The 16,702-nt window shown below is 71.5% G+C and carries 15 protein-coding genes; 4 read left to right on the forward strand and 11 right to left on the reverse strand.

Annotated features, from left to right (window positions below):
• Nucleotides 1–167: 167 nt before the first annotated feature.
• The 11 genes from ACIA5A_RS19540 to ACIA5A_RS19590 are packed head-to-tail and all read right to left on the reverse strand — an operon-like array spanning nucleotide 168 to nucleotide 9,707.
• Nucleotides 168–941 carry an SDR family NAD(P)-dependent oxidoreductase gene (locus ACIA5A_RS19540; RefSeq protein WP_396763944.1) on the reverse strand — a complete coding sequence of 258 codons (774 nt, stop codon included), beginning with the start codon at nucleotides 939–941 and terminating at the stop codon, nucleotides 168–170.
• A complete protein-coding gene (locus ACIA5A_RS19545) occupies nucleotides 934–1,812 on the reverse strand; it encodes an acyl-CoA dehydrogenase family protein (RefSeq protein ID WP_396763947.1) in 879 nt (292 codons plus the stop codon). The genes ACIA5A_RS19540 and ACIA5A_RS19545 overlap by 8 nt, the downstream gene beginning before the upstream one ends.
• On the reverse strand, nucleotides 1,809–2,912 hold the full coding sequence (locus ACIA5A_RS19550; protein WP_396763950.1) for an acyl-CoA dehydrogenase family protein: 1,104 nt from the start codon (nucleotides 2,910–2,912) through the stop codon (nucleotides 1,809–1,811). The genes ACIA5A_RS19545 and ACIA5A_RS19550 overlap by 4 nt, the downstream gene beginning before the upstream one ends.
• Nucleotides 2,909–4,045 carry a CaiB/BaiF CoA transferase family protein gene (locus ACIA5A_RS19555; protein WP_396763953.1) on the reverse strand — a complete coding sequence of 379 codons (1,137 nt, stop codon included), beginning with the start codon at nucleotides 4,043–4,045 and terminating at the stop codon, nucleotides 2,909–2,911. The genes ACIA5A_RS19550 and ACIA5A_RS19555 overlap by 4 nt, the downstream gene beginning before the upstream one ends.
• Nucleotides 4,042–4,788 (reverse strand): enoyl-CoA hydratase-related protein, encoded by a 747-nt coding sequence (locus ACIA5A_RS19560; protein WP_396763956.1) that lies wholly within the window; start codon nucleotides 4,786–4,788, stop codon nucleotides 4,042–4,044. The genes ACIA5A_RS19555 and ACIA5A_RS19560 overlap by 4 nt, the downstream gene beginning before the upstream one ends.
• The gene (locus ACIA5A_RS19565; protein ID WP_396763958.1) at nucleotides 4,785–5,294 is read right to left on the reverse strand and encodes a heme-binding protein; all 510 of its coding nucleotides are present in this window, start codon (nucleotides 5,292–5,294) and stop codon (nucleotides 4,785–4,787) included. The genes ACIA5A_RS19560 and ACIA5A_RS19565 overlap by 4 nt, the downstream gene beginning before the upstream one ends.
• Complete coding sequence (locus ACIA5A_RS19570) at nucleotides 5,291–5,605, reverse strand: NifU family protein (protein WP_181569093.1); 315 nt, start codon at nucleotides 5,603–5,605, stop codon at nucleotides 5,291–5,293. The genes ACIA5A_RS19565 and ACIA5A_RS19570 overlap by 4 nt, the downstream gene beginning before the upstream one ends.
• Nucleotides 5,592–6,647, reverse strand: a complete 1,056-nt coding sequence (locus tag ACIA5A_RS19575) for an amidohydrolase family protein (RefSeq protein WP_396763961.1) — start codon at nucleotides 6,645–6,647, stop codon at nucleotides 5,592–5,594. Before ACIA5A_RS19575 ends, ACIA5A_RS19570 begins: the two co-directional genes overlap by 14 nt.
• Entirely contained in the window at nucleotides 6,644–7,741 is a 1,098-nt protein-coding gene (locus ACIA5A_RS19580) for an ABC transporter permease (protein ID WP_396763964.1), read from the reverse strand. Before ACIA5A_RS19580 ends, ACIA5A_RS19575 begins: the two co-directional genes overlap by 4 nt.
• Nucleotides 7,741–8,514 carry an ATP-binding cassette domain-containing protein gene (locus ACIA5A_RS19585; protein ID WP_396763967.1) on the reverse strand — a complete coding sequence of 258 codons (774 nt, stop codon included), beginning with the start codon at nucleotides 8,512–8,514 and terminating at the stop codon, nucleotides 7,741–7,743. The genes ACIA5A_RS19580 and ACIA5A_RS19585 overlap by 1 nt, the downstream gene beginning before the upstream one ends.
• Nucleotides 8,511–9,707 (reverse strand): substrate-binding domain-containing protein, encoded by a 1,197-nt coding sequence (locus ACIA5A_RS19590; RefSeq protein WP_396763969.1) that lies wholly within the window; start codon nucleotides 9,705–9,707, stop codon nucleotides 8,511–8,513. The genes ACIA5A_RS19585 and ACIA5A_RS19590 overlap by 4 nt, the downstream gene beginning before the upstream one ends.
• Before the next feature lie 338 nt (nucleotides 9,708–10,045).
• Here ACIA5A_RS19590 and ACIA5A_RS19595 point away from each other — a divergent pair, with 338 nt between their 5' ends.
• The 4 genes from ACIA5A_RS19595 to ACIA5A_RS19610 all read left to right on the forward strand — a co-directional run bounded on the left by ACIA5A_RS19595 (nucleotide 10,046) and on the right by ACIA5A_RS19610 (nucleotide 16,562).
• Nucleotides 10,046–11,251: a CaiB/BaiF CoA transferase family protein gene (locus ACIA5A_RS19595; RefSeq protein WP_396763972.1), complete on the forward strand. Its 1,206-nt coding sequence runs from the start codon at nucleotides 10,046–10,048 to the stop codon at nucleotides 11,249–11,251.
• On the forward strand, nucleotides 11,251–12,156 hold the full coding sequence (locus ACIA5A_RS19600) for a hydroxymethylglutaryl-CoA lyase (RefSeq protein WP_396763975.1): 906 nt from the start codon (nucleotides 11,251–11,253) through the stop codon (nucleotides 12,154–12,156). The genes ACIA5A_RS19595 and ACIA5A_RS19600 overlap by 1 nt, the downstream gene beginning before the upstream one ends.
• The gene (locus tag ACIA5A_RS19605) at nucleotides 12,153–12,785 is read left to right on the forward strand and encodes a GntR family transcriptional regulator (RefSeq protein ID WP_396763978.1); all 633 of its coding nucleotides are present in this window, start codon (nucleotides 12,153–12,155) and stop codon (nucleotides 12,783–12,785) included. Before ACIA5A_RS19600 ends, ACIA5A_RS19605 begins: the two co-directional genes overlap by 4 nt.
• A 411-nt stretch (nucleotides 12,786–13,196) precedes the next feature.
• Nucleotides 13,197–16,562 carry a CARDB domain-containing protein gene (locus ACIA5A_RS19610; protein WP_396763981.1) on the forward strand — a complete coding sequence of 1,122 codons (3,366 nt, stop codon included), beginning with the start codon at nucleotides 13,197–13,199 and terminating at the stop codon, nucleotides 16,560–16,562.
• Nucleotides 16,563–16,702: the final 140 nt, after the last annotated feature.

A 16,702-nucleotide genomic window follows, 5' to 3' on the forward strand; every position in this document is an offset into this window, starting at 1 on the left:
GGGTCCGTGCAGCATGACACGATCCGACGTCAATCGACCACGCGCCGACCACGGACCGGCGCCGCACCCGGAAGCACCGCACGCCGGACCGACCCGGAGCCGAACCGGCCCGGTGACGCTCGCCCTGCGGCAGCACGTCGGACCCTCGGCCCGGCGTGGTCGGGAAGCTACATCGACGTGGTGGAGCCCCCGTTGACGGCGTACTCGGCGCCGGTCACCTGGCGGGCGGCCGAGCCGGCGAGAAAGCGCACGACGGCGGCGACATCGGCGGGCTCGTTCATCCGACCGAGCGCGAGCCCGCGCATCTCGCGGACGAAGTGCTCGGCGGCCGCTTCCGGATCGACCCCGAGCCGCCGCGCCAGTGAGCCCAGGAAGCGGTTCATGGTGGAGGTCCGGGTCGGGCCGGGCGCCACCGTGTTGACCCGCACACCCGCCGACCCGTACTCCATCGACAGCGCCTTGGCCAGGGCCAGCAGCGCGGCCTTGCTCACCGCATAGTCGACCAGGTACGGCTTGGGGTGCCGGGCAGCCTCGGAACCGATGTTCACCACGCTGCCGCCGCCCCGCCCGACCATCATCGGGATCAGCTCCCGGCACAGCCGGACGCACGACATGACGTTGACCTCCCAGGTGTGCTGCCAGGCCGCATCGTCGACCTCGGTGAACGCGTCGCGGTACGGCGCCACGGCCACGTTGTTCACCAGGATGTCGACGCCGCCGAAGTGGTCGAGCGCGGCGGCGGCGACCCGCCGCGCCCCCTCGGCCGTGCCGAGGTCGACGGTGACCGCGTGGACGCCGGGAAGCCCCTCACACGCGGACGGGTCGAGGTCGGCGGCGACCAGGCGGCAGCCCTCCCCGGCGAACAGTCGCACCACCTCCAGACCGATGCCGGAACCGGCCCCGGTCACGACAACCACCCGGCCGGTCAACGAGTCACGCATCGGCACTCCAGAAGTAGTCCTCGCCCCGACCGGCCACGCCGGCGGCCAGCAGACACTCGATCTCGAACTCGGTCTGCCACAGGTCCCGCCACGCCCACAGCCGGCGGGTGAGCTGCTCCAGGCCCAGCTCCTGGGTCACCCCGATCGCGCCGTGCACCTGGTGGGCGATCCGCGCGACGGCGCCCGCCGCCCGGGCCGCCACCGCGTGCCCGCTCAGCACCGAGGCGTCGTCGTCCACGTCGGCGAGCGCCCGCTCCAGCGCGGCGGCCGCGAGCACCGACTGCGCATGCGCCTCGGCGACGAGCGCGGCCACCGCCTGGAACCGGGCGATCGGGCGGCCGAACTGCACCCGGGTCCCGGCGTACGCGGCGGTGCGTCGCGCGCCCGCGAGGGCTCCCCCGACCAGCCGCGCGGTGTGCAGCACCCGCCAGCGTGCCAACGCCGGGCCGGCGCCCTCACCCGCGCCGGGCACGGTCAGCTCGTCGACGGGCTCGTGCGCGAGGTTCTCCCGCTCCCGGGCTCCCCGGAGCGGCACCACCGTGTCGCCGCCGTCGAGCACGAGCACGTCGGCGCACCACCGCCCCCACGGCACGAGCGTCTCCCCGTTGCCGACCGGCAGCGCCACCCCCACCGCCCCGCCCGTCGCACCCGCGTACAGCTCCGGGATCGGCGTCGACAAGCCTGCCCCGGCGAGCGCCCGCACCACGTCGGCGAGGTCGGTGAGCGATCCCCCGTACCCGCCGTCGGCCTCGGCCACGGCCAGCAGGTGCCACTGCTGCTCCACCGCGACCCGCCAGACCGCGCCCATGTCGCCGGCGGCGCGTACCGTCGCCACCGCGGCCCGCGCGACGGAATCCGTGGTCGACGTCATCGTGCCTCCTCCAGAGCGGCCCGGGCGACAAGCACACCAAGCACCTCGGTGGTGCCCCCGCGAAGCGAGAAACCGGGCGCGGACAACTGGGCCCCCGCGCGCATCGCGGTGAACCGCGACCAGTCCTCGGCGCCCATGTCGGCCCGGGTCAACCCGCGCGCGGCCTCGATGACGTCGACCTCGAACCGGTTGCCCAGCAGCTTCAGCGTCGCCGCCGCCGACACCGGAGCCTCCCCCGCGTCCATCCGGGCCGCGACGCGCCGGCCCAGCGCGCGCAGCGCGGTCAGGCGGGCCACCAACTCACCGAGCCGCCACCCGCCGGCCCCGTCGACCATGAGACGCAGCAGGGGGTACGTGCTCAGCACCCGCTCCGGGCCGCCCCGCTCGAACGCGAGCTGGTCGGTGACCTGAGCCCAGCCGTTGCCGACCGTGCCGAGCACCCAGGCGTCCGGCACGACGGCGCCGTCGAGGAAGACCTCGCAGGAGTGGCCGGACCCGTGCAGGTCGGGGATCGGACGCACGGTGACACCGGGCTGATCGAGGTCGAGGACGAACTCGCTCAGACCCTCGTGCCGGTCCGGGCCGGTGGGCGAGCCGCCGGTGCGGGCCAACACGTAGGCGTGCGTCGCCCGGTGGGCGTGGCTGGACCAGACCTTCTGCCCGGTCAGCGTCCACCCGCCGGAAGCACGTTCGGCGCGGGTCCGCACGGCGGCGAGGTCGGAGCCGGCATCGGGCTCGCTCATGCCGAGGCAGAACCGGGCCTCGCCGGCGGCGATGCGGGGCAGCACGTGCGCCTTGAGCTCCTCGCTGCCCCACCGGGCCACGGCCGGCCCGATCTGCCGGTCGGCGATCCAGTGCCCGGCGACCGGCGCGCCCGCCCGCAGCAGTTCCTCGGTCAGCACGAACCGGTCCGCGAACCCCCGCCCCTGCCCGCCGTGGCGCGGCTCCCAGGTCAGACCGATCCAGCCACGGGCGCCGAGCAGCCGAGTGAAGTCCTCGTCGTACCCCGCCAGCCAGGAGTCGCAGCGCGGCGTGAAACGTCCCTCGCGCCGCCACCGCTCCAGTTGGGCGCGGATCTCCGCGCGGTCCACTGACGTCACGGCGTCCCCAGGATCTGCGCCTGGTGCTCACCCAGCGTCGGAGCGGGGCGGTACGCCACGGCGGGGGTGGCGGAGAAGCGCAGGGGCGCGGCGATGCTGCGCAGCGTGCCGACAGTCGGGTGCTCGACGAGCGAGACCACGCCACGCTCGAGCAGGTCGTCGTCGCGCAGCAGGTCCTCGTAGCGGGCCAGGGGCGCACACGGCACGTCGATCTCGTCGAGAACGACGAGCCACTCGTCGGTGGTGCGGGTGAGCATGATCTCGCCGACGATGCCGTACAGCGCGTCGGCGTTGGCGATCCGCCTGCCGACGCTGTCGAAGCGTGGCTCGGCCAGCACCGAGCCGCGACCGGCGCGGTCGAGGAACCGTCGCCACTGCCGTTCCGTGTAGATCATGACGCAGAGGTGACCGTCCCGGGTGCGGTAGGGGCGACGGTTGGTCGCCGCGGTACGCGGATAGACCGGCGGGCCCACGGGCGGCTCGAACGTCCAGCCGTCCAACTGCTCGAGCAGGCCGAAGGCGAACGTGGTGTCGAACATCGGAACCTCGACGCGCTGGCCCTCGCCGGTGGCGTCGCGGTGCCGCAGCGCGGCGAGGACCCCGACGGCGGCGGTGAGCCCGGCGAGCTTGTCCGCGACCGGGGTGACGACGTAGCCGGGCTCGTCCTGGTTGACGCTCTGCATCGCCGCCAGACCCGACGCGCCCTGGATGACGTCGTCGTAGGCCGGACGGTCGGCGTGCGGACTGTCGCCGCTGAAACCCGGGATCGCGCAGTAGACCAGGCCGGGGTGGTGGCGCGCGCAGTCCTCGTAGGAGACCTGGAGGCGGCGAGCGGCCCCGGGGCGCATGTTGTGCACCAGCACGTCGGCGGTCGGCAGCAGCCGGGCCAGGTCCGCCCGCCCCCGCTGGGTCGTCAGGTCGAGCACGACAGAGCGCTTGCCGCGGTTCATGTTGAGGAACACCGCCGCCATGCCCGGCACGGTGGCGGCACCGAGCTGCCGGGCGATGTCACCGCCGGGCGCCTCGATCTTCACCACATCGGCCCCGAGGTCGGCGAGCATGAGCGTGCAGTACGGCCCGGAGAAGGTGCTGGTGAGGTCGAGCACGCGCACGCCGCGCAGCGGGCCGCTCACCGCTGGGCCCGCCGCCGCAGCGACCACATCTGCGAGGCCCGCTCGGCCTCCATCGCCTGTTCCCACTCCACCACGGTGGGGCCGACCGAGCGCCGGAACGACGCGGTCACCCGCCGGCTCAGCTCCGGGTCGTCCGGCGCGGCGGCGGCGAGGGCGAACGCACGGACGTCGACCTCGTCGTCGGCGACGCACTCCCGGGCCAACCCGGCGCGAACCGATCCGTCACCGTCCAACTCCTGGTTGAGCAGGGTCATCGCCGCGGCGCCGGAACGGCCGAGCGCGGCGGCGGCCAGCAGCAGGTGACCACCGCCGGGATGCAGCCCGATCGCGCCGAATCCGGCGACGATCCGGGTGCTCGCGCCGACCACCCGGACGTCCGCGGCGAGCAGCAGGTTGACCCCCGCGCCGACGGCGGCGCCGCGGACCGACGCGACGACCGGGACGCCGAGGCGACCCAGGCGGAAGAACGAGTCGTAGACGACGCCCAGGGCGGCGTAGCGACGCGGATCCGCGGGGTCCTCGGCCACGTCGTGCAGCAGCTCCCGATGGGCGCCCGCGCAGAAGTGACCGCCGCTGCCGCGGACCACCGCGGACCGCACCTCCGGGTCCGCGTCGACGCGGGCGATCGTCCGCGCCAGCTCGGTCGCCATCGCGAGGGTGAGGGCGTTGCGGCGCTCCGGGGCGTCCAGCGAGATGACGGCGACACCGTCGCGCACCTGGAGGTCGACCTCCGGGCCGCTCATTCGAGCACCGCCAGCCCGGCCCGGGCGACCTCCATGTCCTGGGTGTAGTGGCCGCCACTGACGCCGATCCCGCCCACGACGACGCCGTCGACCCGGATGGGGAATCCCCCGCCGAAGGTCACCAGGCGATCGACGCCGGCGGGTGCGCCCAGGGCGAGCGGGCCGTCGTCCTTGATGAAGTCGTACCAGCCGTCGCTGCTCAACCCGAACCCGACCGCGGTGTACGCCTTGTCCTGGGCCAGTTGCACGCTGACCAGCGGCGCGGCGTCCATGCGTTGGTAGACCTTCAGCACCCCGCTCTCGTCACAGATCGCCACCGTGACGGGCATGCCGATCGACTCGGCCCGCGCGATCGCCGCCTCGACGGCGGCCGCGGCCGCGGCCCGCGAGATCGTCGGCCGGTGCACCACGGGGCTGGGTGTCGTCGGCTCGTCCTGGTACGACAGGAACGGGTCCCGCCGGCGATATCCACTACGGCGCGGCGACCCGCCGCTGCGACCTCTCATGACTGCTCCTCGTCCAGGGGTTGGCCGGTGATGCCGAACATGCGGGCGATCCGCTCCTCCGCGAAGCGTGAGACCCCGCCCTCGCGCGAGACGGAGCGGACACCCTCGACCGCCAGCAGCGTGGGCCGCACCAGCGCGCCCATGGTGACCGGCGCGGACGGGCAGGCACGGCACCGGCCCTTGAGGCTGACCCGGGCGTCGCCGGCGTCGTCGACCTGCACGGTGATGCCGCCGCCGTGCGCCTCGACCAACTGCCGGACCTTGCCCTCCAGCGCCCGGTCGGCGGCCCGGTTCAGGTCAGCGTCGGCCACGGCGCACCGCCTTGCGGGCCGGCGCGGGGGCCGGGGCCGGGGACGGGCCGTAGAGTTCCTCGGTCTTCGCCGCGACGTCGATGCCCATCATGGCGGCGTAGTTCAGGCCGAAGATCTTCGCCTTGACCTCGTCGGTCAGCTCGGGATAGCCGTAGCCGTCCTGGAGGTCCTCGGGCATCGTCATCTCGGCGAAGAGGTCGATGTACGCCTGCACCTTCGGCCACACGAACGCCTCGGAGCCCCACAGCAGCCGGTCCGGGCCGACGTGCAGCAGACACTTGCCGATCGCGTGCAACGCGGCCCGCGGGGCGACCGGGTACTGGTTGATCCAGGCCGTCAGCGCCAGGTGGATGTTCTCGTAGCGCGACGCGATGTTGATCGTCTCGTCGATGAATGGCTCACCGAGGTGGTGGACGATGAAGTTCATCTCCGGGAAGTCCTGGGCGGCGCGTTCGAGGTCGTAGGGGGCCAGGTCGATGATGTGCTGCGTGTTGAACGCCAACCCCTTGTGGAACTGCACGTTCGTCACGCCGTGCTCCAGGCACGCCTCCCAGATCGGGTACGCCACGTCGGGGTCGTCGATGCGCCAGGACACCCCGCCGGAGTGCGCCTGGTAGAACTTGAAACTGACCGCGCCCCACTCCTCGATCTGACGGATCGCCTCCGTCACCGCGCCGTAGCGGCCGTGGGTGATCGGGTCGACGCCGCCGCAGAACAGCACCCGGTCCGGATACGCCTCCTTGAGCTTGTAGTTGTTCTCCGCCGGGGAGAAGCCGAGCTTCCAGCCACCGTGGCTGGGCACGGTCTGCGCCATCGCGATGTCGGTGTCGGACTCCTCGAACATCAGCCGGTAGGCGTCCTCGACGGACAGTTCACGGTCGGAGATGTCGTCGTAGGGAAAGCCCGACCGGGAGTACTTCCTGGCGTACTCGACAAGCGCGTTCGTGGACTTGCGGCCACCGCCGTACGTCTCGTCGTAGTTGTCCTCGGTGAGCTTGTACATGTGGATGGCGTTGTCGAAGATGAAGAAGTCGTTCTTCACGGGCGGTCCCTCTCGCTGGCGGGGTGCGGTGGTTCAGGATGTTCGGCCTCGAGCCGCTCGACGTGCCGGACGGCCAACCGACGGCGGCGCCGCACCGCCAGGCCGGCGACGGACACACCGCCGATGACGGCGACACCGTTGAAGACGCTCTCGATCCACGTCGCCGCGCCGAGGTGCTGGAGGCCGGCGATCGTGAAGCTCACGAAGTAGGCGGCGATGAGCGTCCCCAGCATGTTCACCCGGCCCGGGCGCAGGACGGCAGCGCCGAGGAACGCGGCGGCGAAGGCGGGCAGCAGGAACTGCTGGCCGACCGCCGGTTGCCCGGAGCCGATGCGGGAGGCGAGCAGCAGGCCGGCGAGCGCGGCGAGCACGGCGGCGCCGACGAACGCGCGCAGGGTGTAGGAGTTGACGTCGATGCCGGCACGCGCGGCGCCGCGCAGGTTGCCGTCCATCGAGTACATCCGCTGCCCGAACGGCGTCCACACCACCACCACCTCCAGCACGACGACGATCGCGAGCAGGTACAGCAGCGGCAGTGGTATCCCGGCGAGGTCGCCTCGGGCGATGCCGGTGAAGCTCTCCGGCACGTTCTGGAAGATGACCCGGCCACCGGTGATCAGGTAGAGCAGGCCCATGAGCACGCTGCCGGTGGCCAGCGTGGCGATGATGGAGGTCATGCCGAAACGCAGCACCAGCAGCGTGTTCAGCACGCCGACCGCGACGGCGGCCGCGAGGACCGCCACCACGGCCAGCCAGATCGGCACGTCCCGAACCGCGATCAACCACACCGCGAGGCCCTGGGCCAGGCCCAGCATCGGCCCGACCGAGGCGTCGAGGTAGTGCGCGAGCAGCGGCAGCGTCGCCGCGAGGGCGACGATGACCGTCACGGTCTGGTTGACCAGGACGAGCCGGAAGTTGGTGACCGTGAAGTAGGTCGACGGGCTCAGCGCGGAGAACGTGGCGATCACCAGGACGAGCAGCCCGACGAGGCCGAACCTGCCGGTCGCGCCGACGAGCCACTCGGCGGTGCTCGGCCGGGACCGGTCGGCGTTCTGTCGGACGAGGACGGGCGGGGTGGTGAGGGTGTCGGGCATCAGCGGGCACTCCGTTCCCGAGCGTCCGTGCCCCGGACGATGAGCTGCACGCACCGCTCCACGTCGAGGTCGCGGGTCGGACCGTGATGGACGGCCCGGCCGCCCTTCATCACCAGCAGCCGGTCAGCCAGTTCGAGCAGTTCGGGTATGCGGTGACTGATGACGACGACCGCGTAGCCACGGTCGCGCAACCGCACGATGAGATCGTTGACCACCCGCGACTCGGTGGTGCCCAGCGCGGCGGTCGGCTCGTCCATCACCATCACCCGTGGTTCCCGGTCGGCGACGAGCGCCCGCGCGATGGCGACCATCTGCCGTTGACCGCCGGAGAGCCCTTCGACAAGCACGTCCATGTCGTACAGGTCGATGCCGAGGCTCTCCAGCAGCGTCCGGGTGCGGGCGCGCATGGCCCTCTTGCGCAGGATCGGCAGCAGGGGCGGGCCACCGGTCCACTCGCGGCCGAGGAAGACGTTCTCCACCAGGCTGAGGTTGTCGCTCAGCCCGAGATCCTGGTAGATCATCTCGATGCCGGCGGCCCGGGCCTGGGCGATGGTGTGCGGCGCGAGTTGCCGACCCGCCACCAGCAGGTGCCCACGATCGGGCGTGACCGCCCCGCTGACCACGTTCATCAGGGTGGACTTGCCTGCCCCGTTGTCGCCGACCACGCCCAGGATCTCCCCCGGCCGCACGTCGAACGACACGTCCGAGACCGCGCGCACCCGACCGTAGGACTTGGTGATCCCGACGGCTTCGAGGACAGGTGTGCCGTTCACTTCGCGGCGCTCCACATCCGGGTGTAGCGCTCGGCGAAGTCGACGTAGGAGTTCCAGTCCACCTTGCCGTCGCCGGGGGCGTTGGACTGCCGGAAGATGGTGGCGGGGATGCCCTGCTCGGCGTCGGGCAGCGCGGGCTGGCCGGCGAGCAGCCGTACCACCTGGTCGATCGCCGCGTAAGCGTTCCATCCACGGACCGCGCCGAAGTCGGCGAACTGGTCGCCCTTGGCCACGCTGCCCAGCCGTTCCGGCTCCGCGTTCTTTGACAGGACCTTCACGTCGGTACGACCGGCCGCCTGGAGCGCGGCGATGACCGACTCCACCCCGTTGCCGTAGGGCGTGAAGATGTACTGGAGGTCGTTGCCGTACTTCTGGATCAGCGACGTCGTGATGTTCTGCATCTCGATCGGGTCGCCGGCCTGCGCCAGTGTCCGCTCGCGCACCTCCAGCACCTGACAGCCGGTGCACGCGGCGAAGACCCTCCTGCTCGTGTCGAGTGCCTCGACCAGGTGCGGGTAGCCGACGTCCCAGAGGAAGACGGCCTTCGCGGCGCCCTTGCTCTCGGCGATCGCCTGGGTGACCTGGAGGACCGACTGGAACGTCTCCCTGCTGGAGACGTTGGCGTCGAAGCCGACGCTTCCGCCCTCCTTGATCGCGGAGACACCGACCACCGGAATCTTCGACCGCTGCAGTTCCCGGATGCCGTCGGCGGCCTGGTTCTCGGGAATGGCCACCGTGATGACGGCGCTGGGCTTCCTGGCGGCGGCGGTGGCGAACGCCTTCTGGAAACCCTCGGGAGTGCCCTGGCCGTCGATCACCTCCGCGCTCCACCCGATCTGCTGGGCGATGGCGGCAGCCTTGCGCCCGACCTCCTCGCAGGAGGTGCCGATCTTGCAGACGATGACGGAGAGCTTCGCGCCGGCGACGGGCTTGGCGGACTCCGTCGGGCCCGACCAGTCCTGATACTCCTTGATCTTGTCGAGGGTGATGTCGGCCTCGGCGCCTTCGAAGTACAGCAGGCCACCGGTCCCTTTCGCGACCAGGTCGGCGGCCTTCGCGGTGTACGCGTCGTCGACCGGGCCAGGGCCGTCGGCGGACGAGGAGTCGTCGCCGCAGGCGGTGGCCGCGAGTAGGAGGGCGGCGCCCAGGGCCGCGGCTGCGGAGCGGCGGAGCGCTCTCGGAAAGGTGAACAAGGTGCCACTCCTCAGGAGACGAGACGGCCCAACAGGACGGAAGCGTGTATGCAATCTGCGACGAGCGGCGATGCTTCCCGGGGAGGTGTCGCGGGCGTCGAACCCGAGTCGAGTCGGTCGCAGAGTCTCGGCGGCGGCGGTCGTTGTACGCAAAGAAACGTAGAACGCTCGCGATTGAAGTGTCAAGCATCACTTCTGATCAGGGATTCAGTTGTGATGCGGGTGGCGGCTTGCATGCAGATGGTCACGATGAGTGGCCGGACGATCGCGCCCCTGAACCGTTGTCAGATCTCTTCGATCCGCCTAGATTGCATACAGTGTCTGACGTTGGAGGTCGCATGGCGACGAACACCGAGCTACCACTGGCCGATCTGCGCGTGGTCGAGATGGGGCAGTTGCTGGCCGGGCCGTTCTGCGGGCAGCTTCTCGGCGACTTCGGCGCCGAGGTCATCAAGATCGAGGACCCGAGGGCCGGTGACCCGATGCGCCAGTGGGGCCGGGAGAAGCCACACGGCATGTCCCTGTGGTGGCCGATCGTGGCCCGCAACAAAAAGTCGATCACCATCAACCTGCGCAGCCCGGACGGGCAGGAACTGGTCCGGCGGCTGCTCGCCGAGGCCGACGTGCTGCTGGAGAACTTCCGTCCCGGCACCCTCGAACGGTGGGGCCTGCCCCCCGAGACGCTCTGGAAGATCAACCCCCGCCTCGTGATCACCCGCGTCAGCGGGTACGGCCAGACCGGCCCCTACGCCGGCCGCGCCGGCTTCGGATCGATCGGCGAGGCGATGGGCGGCATCCGGCACGTCACCGGCGATCCCGACCGCCCACCGGCGCGCTCCGGCATCTCTCTCGGCGACTCCCTCGCCGCCGTCTTCGCGGCGCTGGGCACCCTCGTGGCCCTGCACGATCGCCGCCGTACCGGCCGTGGACAGGTCGTCGACACCGCGATCTACGAAGCGGTCCTGGCCATGATGGAATCACTGCTGCCCGAATGGGTGATCGCCGGCTACCGGCGCGAACGCACGGGCGCTGTGCTCCCCAACATCTCCCCCAGCAACGTCTACCCGACCGGAGACGGCGAGAGCGTGCTGATCGCGGCCAACCAGGACAGCGTGTTCCGCCGGTTGACCGACGTGATGGGACGCGCCGAGCTGGCCGACGACGAACGCTTCCGCGCCCACGACGCGCGCGGTCGCAACATGACGCTGATCGACGGCATCATCGCGGAATGGTCGGTCACCCTGCCCGCCGACGAGCTGCTCGAGCGCCTGAGCGCCCACGGTGTGCCGGCCGGCCGCATCTACACCGCCGAGGACATGCTCACCGACCCGCACTTCCTGGCGCGTGAGGCGATCGTCCGCATGGCCGCACCGGGCCTGGGCGACGTCCCCATGCAGAACGTCGCGCCCCGCCTGAGCCACAGCCCCGGCGCCGTCCGCCACCCCGGTCCGGCCCTGGGTGAGCACAACGACGAGGTGTTCGGCAAGCTGCTCGGCCTCACCGCCGACCGGGCCGCCGAGCTCCGGGCGACCGGGGTCATCTGATGGTCGTCGAGATCGTCGAGGTCGGCCCGCGCGACGGACTGCAGAACGAGGCGGTCGTGGTGTCCACCGACCTGAAGATCGAGTTCGTCCGTCTGCTGGCCGCCGCCGGCGCCCGACGCATCGAGGTCACGAGCTTCGTCCGTCCCGACCGGGTCCCCCAACTCGCCGACGCCGAGGCCGTCCTCGCGGGCCTGCACCTGCCCGACGTCACGACCAGCGCCCTGGTCCTCAACGAGCACGGACTGCGCCGAGCCCACGCCGCCGGCGTCGACGAGGTCAACCTGGTGGTCGTCGCCTCCGACACGTTCTCCGCACGTAACCAGGGCACCGGCACCGCCGGCGCGATGGCTACCGCGGGCCGCCTCGCCGGCCGGGCCAAGGACGCCGGCATCCGGGTGACGCTCACCATCGGCGCCGCCTTCGGCTGCCCCTTCGAGGGCGAGGTGGATCCGGGCCGGGTGCTCGATCTCGCCGCCCGCGCACACGCCGTCGACGCCGACGAGGTGTGCCTGGCCGACACCATCGGCGTGGCCACGCCCGGACGCGTGTCCACACTGGTCCGCGCGGTCCGGGAGGTGACCTCGTTGCCCGTCCGGTGCCACTTCCACAACACCCGCAACAGCGGCTACGCCAACGCCTACGCCGCCCTCGCCGCCGGCGCCGTCGCGCTCGACGCGAGCAGCGGCGGCATCGGCGGCTGCCCGTTCGCGCCCCGGGCCACCGGCAACATCGCCACCGAGGACCTGGCCTGGGCGCTGCACCGCGACGGCCACCGCACCGGCATGGACATCCCCGCCCTGCTGCGGGCCACCGCGCTCGTCGAACGTACGCTCGGCAGGCGGACCCCGGCGCTACTGGCCCGCACGGACCCATTCCCGACCCCGAAGGCGACGACGCAGCAGTGAACGCGGTCGAACACGCATACGCCGCACTGCGCCAGGGCATCCTGGACGGCACCTACGCACCGGGCGCCCAACTTGCCGAGGTCGAGCTGGCCACCAGTCTCGCGGTGAGCCGCACCCCTGTCCGCGAGGCGATCCGCCGGCTGCACTCCGAGGGGCTGATCGACGTCTTCCCCAACCGGGGCGCCTACGTGCGGCGGTGGTCCCGGGCCCAACTGGACGAGCTGTTCTCGGTCCGCGCCCTGCTGGAGGGGCACGCGGCCGCGCTCGCGGCACACCACGCCACCGATGAGCAACGTGCCGCCATGGCCGCCCTCTGCGACGACATGGACACCGCAGCGACCCCGCACGGCGCCGACATCCAGGCCGTGGCGGCCCTCAACGACCGTTTCCACGCCCTTGTCCACGAGGCGTCCGACAACTCGCTGCTCCCCGGCATGATCCGGGGCCTGATCCAGGTTCCCGTCGTGGTCCGGACCTTCGTGGGCTACTCCCCCAACCGGTTGCAGATCAGCATGCAGCAGCACCGCGAGATCCTGACAGCGATCCGCAGCCACGACGCTCCGTGGGCCGAGTCCGCGATGCGCACCCACATCCTGTCGGCGCGGCACGAACTCGACAGCTCCGTCTAGGTCCCGCCGCCAACCGGGCCAGCGCCCGTTCCCGGACGCCGCCCCACCCGCGCACGTTCCCCGCGTAGCGCGTGACGGCGCCCACGTACGCCTTCCGCACGTCCTCAGCCGACGGGCGCGACGGCCCGGTGGCGGCGCCACCACACCTCGCCCCCCGAGGACCCCGCCTGCCACGGCGGACAGTCCTCCGCGAGGGGCCTTCTTCCTCCGCGCCGTTGACGTGCCGGCCATCCATCTGAAACATTGACGTCCGTCCTTGCAAAAACTAGCTCCAGGGACGAAAGAAGAAGACCAGGGTTCGGAAGAATGCGTGCAGTCCCTCGATGAGGTGCGTACACCGCGCTTCCGCACGCGCCGCGCCCGCCCCTCGCCACGAACCCCCACCTCCTCCCCCACCGATCGAAGGACCCGATGACAGCGAAGAATCACCGCCGACGACTCGTCACAGGGCTCGCCGCAGCCCTGCTGGCCGGCCTGTCGGCCGTCACGCCCACCCCGGCCTCGGCGGCCGGCGGGGCCAACCTCGCCGCCGGCAAGGCCGTGACCACAAGCGGTTCGGTCGAGAGCTACGTCGGAAGCAACGTCACCGACGGCAACCAGCAGACGTACTGGGAGAGCCCCTCCAACGCGTTCCCGCAGTGGGTGCAGGTCGACCTCGGCGCCGGCGTCGCGGTGGACCAGGTCAAGATCAAGCTGCCGGCGTCGGCCGCCTGGGCGACCCGCACCGAGACGCTCACCGTGCAGGGCAGCGCCGACGGGAGCAGCTTCAGCACCCTCTCGCCCTCCGCCGGGCGGGTCTTCGACCCGGCCACGGGCAACACGGTGACGATCGACTTCACCGCCGCGACCGTCCGCTACCTACGGCTGACCGTCACCGGCAACACCGGATGGCCCGCCGCCCAGATCGCCGAGGTGGAGATCTACGGCGTCGCCGGTCAGGGCGGCGGCGACCCGGGCACCCCCGCCGGCAGCAACCTGGCCGCCGGCAAGCCCGTCGACGCGTCCTCGTCGGTCTTCACGTTCGTCGCCGCCAACGCCACCGACAGCAGCCCCACGTCGTACTGGGAGTCCAACGGTCTCCCGGCGACCCTGACCGTCAAGCTGGGCGCCGACGCCGACGTCACCGCGGTGGTGGTCAAGCTCAACCCGGACCCGGTCTGGGGCGCCCGCACCCAGACGATCGAGGTACGGGGCCGCGCCCAGAACGCCACCACCTTCACGTCCCTGAAGGCCGCCGCGGCCTACGGCTTCGACCCGTCCGGCAACCGCAACTCGGTGACGATCCCGGTCACCGCGCGGGTCGCCGAGGTGCAGCTCAGGTTCACCGGCAACACCGGAGCCCCCGGGGCGCAGGTCGCCGATCTGCAGGTCCTCGGCGGCTGGGCGCCCAATCCGGACCTGGTCGTGACCGCGGCGAGCTGGAGTCCCACCGCACCGAGCGAGGCCAGTCCGCTCACGCTGAACGCGACGGTCAAGAACAGCGGGAGCGCGACCGCGGCCGGCACCACCGTCGACTTCAAGCTCAACGGCGGCGTCGTCGCCAGCGGCACGGTCGGCTCGCTGGCCGCCGGAGCCACGACCACCGTGTCGGCGAGCGCGCCGGCGCAGGCCGTCGGCACCTACACGCTCGTCGCGGTGGTCGACCCGGCGAACACCGTCGCCGAGCAGAACAACGACAACAACAGCTTCACCGCGTCCGCACCGCTTGTCGTCGGCCAGGCACCCGGCCCGGACCTCCAGGTCCTCGCCATCGGCAGCAACCCGCCGAGTCCCGCCGCCGGCGCCACCGTGACGTTCACCGTCAGCGTCCGCAACCGAGGCACCAGCACCGCCGCCGCCAGCGTCACCCGGCTCACCGTCGCCGGCACCGTCCTGAACACCAGCACCGCGGCGCTGGCCGCCGGAGCGACCGCCACCGTGGCCGTGACCGGGAGTTGGACGGCGACCACGGGAGGCGTGACGCTGACCGCGACCGCGGACGCCACAGGCGTCGTCACCGAGACCAACGAGACGAACAACTCGCTCTCCCAGACGATGGTGGTGGGTCGCGGCGCCGCGACGCCCTGGGTGGAGTACGAGGCCGAGGCCGCCCGCTACCAGGGCACCCTGCTCGAAGCCGACGCGTTGCGCACCTTCGGCCACACCAACTTCGCCACCGAGTCGTCCGGCCGCAAGTCGGTCCGGCTCACCAGCACCGGCCAGTTCGTCGAATTCACCTCGACCAACCCGGCCAACTCGATCGTCGTGCGCAACTCCATCCCCGACGCGCCCAACGGCGGGGGCCTGACCGCCAGCCTCAGCCTCTACGTCAACGACACGTTCGTCCAGAAGCTGACGCTGTCCTCCCGCAACAGTTGGCTCTACGGCACCTCCGACGACACCGAGTCACTCTCGAACACCCCGCAGGCCGACGCCCGCCGGTTGTTCGACGAGTCGCACGCGTTGCTGGCCCAGTCGTACCCCGCCGGCACCCGCTTCCGGCTGCAACGCGACGCGACCGACACCGCGTCGTTCTACATCGTCGACCTGATCGACCTGGAGCAGGTCGCGCCGCCGGCGAGCAAGCCGGCGGAGTGCACCTCGATCACCGCCTACGGCGCCGTCCCCAACGACGGCGTCGACGACACCGCCGCCATCCAGCGGGCCGTGACCGACGACCAGAACGGCGTCATCGGCTGCGTATGGATCCCGGCCGGGCAGTGGCGGCAGGAGCAGAAGATCCTCTCCGCCGACCCCAACCGCGGGCAGTACAACCAACGGGGGATCCGCGACGCCACGATCCGCGGCGCGGGCATGTGGCACTCGCAGCTCTACACCGAGACGGAGCCGCAGAACGTGGTGGGCAACATCAACCACCCGCACGAGGGCAACGTCGGCTTCGACATCGACGACAACACCACGATCTCGGACCTCGCCATCTTCGGCATGACCACCAACCGCGCCAACCGTGGGCACGGCCTCAACGGACGGTTCGGCAAGAACACGAAGATCAGCAACGTCTGGATCGAGCACGTCAACGTGGGCGCCTGGGTGGGACGCGACTACTCCGACACGCCCGCCTACTGGAACCCCGGAGACGGCCTCGAGTTCACCGGGATGCGCATCCGCAACACCTACGCGGACGGCATCAACTTCTCCAACGGCACCCGCAACTCGCGCGTGTTCAACTCGACCTTCCGCACCACCGGGGACGACTCGCTCGCCGTCTGGGCCAACCCGCGCGTCAAGGACACCACGGTGGACGTGGCCCACGACAACCGCTTCCTCAACAACACGGTGCAACTGCCCTGGCGGGCGAACGGCATCGCGATCTACGGCGGTTACGGGAACACGGTGGAGAACAACCTGATCGCCGACACCATGAACTACCCCGGGATCATGCTGGCGACCGACCACAGTCCGCTGCCGTTCTCCGGCACGACGCTTGTCGCCAACAACGGGCTCTACCGGTGCGGCGGCGTGTTCTGGAACGAGGACCAGGAGTTCGGCGCCATCACCCTCTTCCCGGCCAGCGGCGACATCACCGGCGTCACGATCCGCGACACCGACGTCATCGACTCCACCTACGACGGCATCCAGTTCAAGAACGGCGGCGGCAGCACGCCGAACGTCACGATCAGCAACGTCCGCATCGACCGGTCGAACAACGGCGCGGGCATCCTCGCGATGAGCGGCGCCCGGGGCAGCGCCGCGCTGACCAACGTCACCATCAGCAACTCCGCCGACGGTGACATCGTCAAGCAGCCCGGCTCCACGTTCACCATCACCGGCGGCTGACACCGGCCGCGACCGCCCGACGACGGCGGGGGGGGGGGGGGGGGGCCCCCGCCCCCCCCCCCCCCCCCCCCGCAGTCGGCCACAACCCGCGGCGACCCCGCGCCGTGCTCCGCCCCCCCGCCGTTTCATTGCGAACACCC

The organism is Micromonospora sp. NPDC051300 (genome assembly GCF_044455315.1).
Taxonomy (GTDB): Bacteria; Actinomycetota; Actinomycetes; order Mycobacteriales; family Micromonosporaceae; genus Micromonospora; species Micromonospora robiginosa.